Below are 6,363 nucleotides of genomic sequence, written 5' to 3' on the forward strand. Positions count from 1 at the left end.
CTCCATCAGAACAATGAAGATAGAATTACGGCTAGTATCCATGTACTTATTAAGGATGTTGCCATTTGCTTTCCCAATATCCCCAACGCATACTTCACACCTATTTCCTTGTAGATAGCGAATAGAGTAACTAGACAAGAAGACAAGGTCGAGGCCATGTAAACAATTAAAAATACTTGCCACACCGCCATGTTCCGCAGAAGACTTCCTCCCCCTTCATTCAGTACCATCATCCCGTCCTTCCTAAAGATAGAGAATATAATTCCAGGTGCTATTTCGGAAGGTAAAGCAAATAGGGTTAATAAAGGAGAAATTACCACGCTTAATATCCTCATCATTTCGGTATAATTGAGTAAAGATGCTATCAAACAAATAATGATAAAAACCGGCATCGCTTGTAAGAAAAATTGTTTAAGTGTTCCTTTTAAACGGAAACTTACTCCCGTCCATGTAATAGTTTGCAAATACGGAAGAGAGCCGACAGGATTGGAGGTGTACGTTTGCTTTTGCCATATCCTTGTATGAATGGCCCCTACTATGAAGACCACTAAAATATAAGGCAAAAATAGCAAGGGTTGCCCGGCCGATCCAAACAGCGATAGGGATGCCCCGATTTGGTAACTGCATGCTGAGCCAAATGAAATAAGAGAAATGCATGACTCCCTGGTACAACTGCTACAACTCCTACTTTGCATAACGGCTACAACGTTGCATCCGAACCCCGTTAAAACAGGAATTAAATCCCTCCCCCTTAATCCGACCTTCTTTAACCATGGATCCAATGCGTGTGTGATATGTTCTTGAACACCCGTTTCCTCCGTAATGGCAACACTCACTCCAATGAGACAAACAACAGGGAAAGCCCATAAAAATGAATACCAGCCAAGTGTCAGTGCTCCATAATCACCAATCAAGAAAACTTGGAGGAAACCCGGTAAACCTGAAACCATCTCCTTTAAAGGATTAATAAAAAAATTCTCTGTAACTGGTTGCAGATAATCAGAAAGCAAATAGGCCACATACACTGGACCTGCAAACATGAGAATAATCATGGAAAAGGCTAGCCAAGGGCCGAAAATCGGTTGAGCTAACAATTGTTCCAACCAACTCTTATCTTCCTTTTGTGATGCAGGTAGAAATGTAAGTAAGCTCTTGCTCAATTCCCACGAATTAGATTCTTGAATAGATTTCCACACTTCTTTTTCCTCGTCTCGATTCATAAAACGACTATTACACCACACAATAGGGACATTTAACAGCCCCCTAATATATTGCTTATCCTCTTCACTCGGGTGGTATTTATCTTTATGAGTAGCTATAATCGTTACTCTTTTACCCTTCAGTTGTAGCTGGTTTTCTAATAAAAGCAAATCATGTTTCAAACTAGATGATTTGACTACCAGAGTTAAGGTATCTAGATGTTTCACTGTATTCAAAGCCATCTTGGTTGTAAGGCTGTCATCCTCAAATTGGATTCCTGGCGTATCAATCACTTCTACATCGGGTTTGCCCTTCAATTTTCCAAGTGAAACGGATATAGTGGATCCTTTTACATTTGTTTCTGTACCAGTCCATTGGCCTGTTAAATGTCTATACAACGCAGACTTTCCTACAGATTCAAGTCCGACTAATGCAAAAGCACTAGCAGTCTCTTCCTTCTTGTCCATCAGCATTCACAACGTTCCCCGCAGCCTGATAGATCCTCAAGATAAAAGTTTTCTTTTTTATACAACTCGATGACTTCCAAATCCAGGCCCAATTGAGTGCCTATAGATTTGGCGACCACAGGGAAACGCTGCCGGAACTTATATATAAAGCAAAAAACGTGGCTGTCATGTCTCAGTTCAGGTCCACATAGAAATATCCCCTCGACCAGGGTCGATTCGTCTTGTTCAGTAACGAGAGGATTCCCATGCTTCCCGAATTTGAAAAGATGAGAAATCATCGACGTACTCCCCTTAAAACCTGTTGCTAATATTGGCGGGGTCTTCGTAGTCAATTCTTGGCCTGATTCTGTTTTTACATAATAAACGTCATTATCTCTTCGCACCGATTGGACGGTCTGCTTTTCGTAGATTTTAATTCTTCCTTCAGGAATAGCTTCACGCATCCGATTATATGTATAAGGGGATAAGACCGTACTAGGGTCGCTGCTATTAATCTGCCAAGTAGCAGTCTTAGCCAATAAACGAGACTTTTTCTTGTACCTGTTCAACTGATAAACAGCATCTAGACCGCTTTCATAGCCACCTATAACAATGTAATCGTCATCCTTCATCTTTTCCCAAGCGCTTATTTGACTATTGTGTAAGCACAATTCTGAGCCTGGGAACGAACTGTCCCTCGGATACTGATATTGCCCTGCTGCCCAAACAACAAATCTACCCAAGAAAGTTTGATGTGGAGTATTCACTTCAAAATAATCCCCAATTTTATTTATTTCTTCTACTTCTCTCCCAGTCAGCACAGGTAATTTATAATGATTGACTAGCAATTCCAGATATTCCGCATACTCTTCTCCTGTTGGGTGTTCCTCATTTAATGTATATCCAGGAGAGGTCTTTGGAGCTACGGCATTGAGATCTGTCTGTCCAAACCCTTGGGATGAAAAAGATGGTGTAATAAATTTCATTTCTTTTGGCCACTTCCGAAAACTCTCCCCAACTTCACCTTTATCAATTAAACAGAAATTCTCACAACCCATTTGTTTGAGAAGGATTCCAACTCCGACCCCGGAGGCGCCTGCTCCAACAATGATCGTGTCGTAATGTTTATTCATGATGAACCTCCTTTGACTAAGCGTAATGATTACGATTTTTAAACAGGCATACGTCTTCTCACTCCGACACACATTGTCTAAACTGTTCAGTAAGCCTCTCTTTATTTAGGTTTTTACCTATAAACACAAGCTTACTTACTCTTTCACCGTTTCCCCAGGAGCGTCCTTCTTCTCCTGCAAACAACATATGAACACCTTGATAAACATAACGTTTGTCTTTTCCATCTATATTTAGGACTCCTTTATATCGATATAAGGATTCACCTTCGATTTGTACCAAAAAAGAAAACCACAGATTAAGTTTTTTTAAATCCAACGGTCTGCTTTCTTGTAGAGATAATGAGGAAACGGTTTCATCATGATCATGATGGGTGTTATTTAAAAACTCAGGGTTCACCTTCAACTTTTCGTGTAGTTGGAAGCTGTGAATCCCAAGGATCTTTTCCATATCCACTTGACTATTCTTACTTACATATTGGGAAGCTGTCGGATTTATAAAGGTAATTCTCTGTTCTAGCCCTTTAAGGTAACTCTTAGTAACTAAATCAGCTTTATTCAAAAGTACAATATCTGCAAAAGCAATTTGGCTCCAAGCTTCCTTTGTATCCTCTAAATGTCTGGAGATGTGTTTTGCATCAACGAGTGTACAGACACTATCAATGATAAAAGCTTCTACCATATCTTTGTCCATCAGGAAAGTTTGCACCACGGGAGCAGGATCAGCAAGGCCAGTCGTTTCAATAATAATACGATCAAACTCTACCAATCCTTTTCCCTTGGAGAATAAAAGTATTGATAATGCATCGATCAAGTCTTTTCGGACATTACAACAAATACATCCCTTATTTATTTCAATAATTTCTTCTTTTGTTTGCTCAATGAGTTGGTCGTCGATGCCTATATCTCCAAACTCATTGACAATCACCGCCACTTTTTCTTTTGTATGCTTGAGAATATGGTTAAGGAGTGTGGTCTTCCCTGAACCTAAAAACCCCGACAATATTGTAACAGGGACCCTTTCATTCAATTCTTGCATACTTATATTCCTCCAACCATTTATCAAATGCTTGCCAAGGCATGAGAGCACAATTATGTCTGGCCTTTAATTTATGAACTCCTTGAAGAGAAGCAGCATCACCTAAGTCGATTTGATTGTCCATCGTTCCTTCTCTTATTAAGCTTTCAAAAGCAGCTCTTTTATTTCGGCATTCTTCGAGGGTGAGATTTTTCAATAAATCCGTCATCATCGAGCAAGAAGCCATGCTGATGCTACATCCTTCCCCTTCGAATGAGATATCTTTTACTCCATCAGATTCTAATCGAATGAATAAGGCCATCACATCGCCACAAGTAGGATTTTTATAGTGGACCTTTTGCGTTCTCTCATCACCAGTCAATTTCCCAAAGTTTCGTCTATACTTGGCATGGTCTATAACAACCTGACGGTATATATCATCAAGCATGAGTGCCCTCCTTCGCCGCAGTAATAATCACTATCCATAATTTAAAATTAGAATGACGATCTGTTTATAAGTAGATGTTAGGGAATAGAAACGAAAAAATATCTCTTGTTATCTATCCTACTACCTAGTTGGGTTTGCACAGTATCGGTATAATCCATCCACTCTACACTATTAAATCGGGTTTCAAGCTCCCTACTAATTTCTTCCTCAATTTCTTTCAAAGTTTGAAGAAGTTCAAATAAAGACATTTGAAAGTGAGACGCTGCCTTTTTATGAGGGGAATAGTTTTTAAGGTAGCTAAGGAACTCCTCGGGTGTGTCCGTTAGCTGCACAATGGCATCCTCCATCTTAATAATAAAGGTATAAATTTCTCTCTTTTCTTTTGGTAGTGATTCTACGATCTTAAACGTTAAAGATTTCAACAAGAAATCGTTCATTCTACTCACCTCTTAGATTCGCATGTTTTTCAGATTAACATTCACGTAAATCGTAATGATTACGATTTACTGATTTCTAAATGAATTATATCATGATGTTTGACAGTGTCAACATTTTTAATTTTATGAACAATAAAATACGGAACACAACCTATTCTTAACAACATAAAAAGACAAACCCATTTAAGAAAACGGATTTGTCTGTATTAGTTCGCCTTATAAAAACTGCGTTATTAGATTAAAAAAATTATGCTTTAGTACCATTATAGGGATAGTGCCAACATTAGTTATGCTGACACTACACCAAAAAAACATACTTTCTTTTACTACCTTATATACGTTATTTCTTCAATAGAGAGTTCAGTCAATGAAGGGAGATACTCCTCTTCTTAAAAAATTCGTTGAGGAACATCTCTAATTATAATTTTATTTTTTCGAGGGGATGTGCAAAAATACCCAGTTATGGATGAGGATAACGTAGTTACTGAGTATTTTGAAGAGAAAGACAGGCAGTTTGGCTATAACAGCTACGATGGTTATGATGATAATAGATACCGTGACCATGGGAGAAGATATATTAGGTATCATCGACGCAGTTACTATAATTACTTTTTTTAGAAACTTCCCCTGTACCCCTTATATGAAAAAGTATGTAAACCCCTTCAAATGAAAAGGTTTATAAATATAATAATGGTTTGGATAATTTAGTTTTCTTCTCATCCATAACAAGGGAAGTACATGCCTCAGGGAAATCGAAAGGGATGAATTGTTGGTAGTTGTGCGGAAATATTTCTGCGTTTTGAAAATCTTTGACTGGATGATCAATAGGTTTGAAATCATTACTACTTTGTGTTTTTAAATGATCAGCAATAATTGTGCCGATATATCTTCCCAATTTAAGTCCTTCATTATTATCAGACGAAAAATGGACACCTGCATACAAACGACTAATTGCATTGTCATTGGCGATTTTTTGAAGCTTTTTTGCTTCCTTCGGAAAAAAGTAGCTTAGAACGACTTGTGTACATCCGGACATAGTTGCATGACCAGACGGATATGTTGGGAACCGTGGTGTACATAGCAATGTTCTCATCTTTTGATCATATTGGTCTGGTCTTGCTACATCCCATCGATATTTCAAATTCCAGACGATGATCATTGTGTCATTAATTGCACCTTGTACAGTAGCTATTATTCGTGCAGCGTTAGTTGGGCCAACTCCATAGGTATCAATTAAGCGATCAATAACTGGTGTCCACTGTTTGGTAGGAGCTCCAGTTCCATAATATATACCAATATCTCTTTGATGTTGGGTGAGTCCCTTTAGTATATTTTGTACGATAGATAACTCTTTATCAAAGTCTATTCGATCGGGATGAGTTAGAGGAAGTCGCAATTTCCTTTCGTTTGGATCAAGAAAATTTCCAGCTTTGTCTCGCTTTATATAAACTAAAGGCCATGATCCTGCCAAAGGGGTGACTTGATCAGTAGGTGGTTTCGGTTCTCCCGCGTAAGGAATATCAGACCACCGTAAATAGTTTTTACTCAACATATATCACCTCCATTCTATATAATTTATATTATGAAAGAAATGTAGATGTGAATGGGTACACCAACATTTGGACAAAGAAAAGAGGCTGGGACATAACTAGCCAAAAATAACTTAAAAATGGTTCCGATCATC

General features: G+C 38.3%; 7 protein-coding genes. 1 reads left to right on the forward strand and 6 read right to left on the reverse strand.

Annotated features, from left to right (window positions below; translation table 11 throughout):
- Positions 1-5: 5 nt before the first annotated feature.
- The 5 genes from AC3G7N_RS18005 to AC3G7N_RS18025 form a co-directional block, all read right to left on the reverse strand.
- Entirely contained in the window at positions 6-1,673 is a 1,668-nt protein-coding gene (locus AC3G7N_RS18005) for a nucleoside recognition domain-containing protein (protein WP_489423554.1), read from the reverse strand.
- Positions 1,667-2,779: an NAD(P)/FAD-dependent oxidoreductase gene (locus tag AC3G7N_RS18010; protein WP_489423555.1), complete on the reverse strand. Its 1,113-nt coding sequence runs from the start codon at positions 2,777-2,779 to the stop codon at positions 1,667-1,669. The genes AC3G7N_RS18005 and AC3G7N_RS18010 overlap by 7 nt, the downstream gene beginning before the upstream one ends.
- Positions 2,780-2,837: 58 nt before the next feature.
- The gene (locus AC3G7N_RS18015; RefSeq protein WP_489423556.1) at positions 2,838-3,815 is read right to left on the reverse strand and encodes a CobW family GTP-binding protein; all 978 of its coding nucleotides are present in this window, start codon (positions 3,813-3,815) and stop codon (positions 2,838-2,840) included.
- On the reverse strand, positions 3,799-4,242 hold the full coding sequence (gene sufU, locus AC3G7N_RS18020; protein ID WP_489423557.1) for a Fe-S cluster assembly sulfur transfer protein SufU: 444 nt from the start codon (positions 4,240-4,242) through the stop codon (positions 3,799-3,801). Before sufU ends, AC3G7N_RS18015 begins: the two co-directional genes overlap by 17 nt.
- 77 nt (positions 4,243-4,319) lie before the next feature.
- The gene (locus AC3G7N_RS18025; RefSeq protein ID WP_489423558.1) at positions 4,320-4,679 is read right to left on the reverse strand and encodes a hypothetical protein; all 360 of its coding nucleotides are present in this window, start codon (positions 4,677-4,679) and stop codon (positions 4,320-4,322) included.
- Positions 4,680-5,123: 444 nt separating this feature from the next.
- Between AC3G7N_RS18025 and AC3G7N_RS18030 the strand changes: the two genes are divergently transcribed.
- Positions 5,124-5,297 carry a hypothetical protein gene (locus AC3G7N_RS18030; protein ID WP_489423559.1) on the forward strand — a complete coding sequence of 58 codons (174 nt, stop codon included), beginning with the start codon at positions 5,124-5,126 and terminating at the stop codon, positions 5,295-5,297.
- A gap of 58 nt (positions 5,298-5,355) precedes the next feature.
- Here the strand turns inward: AC3G7N_RS18030 and AC3G7N_RS18035 are convergent, their stop codons facing one another.
- On the reverse strand, positions 5,356-6,228 hold the full coding sequence (locus AC3G7N_RS18035; protein WP_489423560.1) for a vanadium-dependent haloperoxidase: 873 nt from the start codon (positions 6,226-6,228) through the stop codon (positions 5,356-5,358).
- Positions 6,229-6,363: the final 135 nt, after the last annotated feature.

This window comes from Virgibacillus carmonensis (assembly GCF_057836705.1).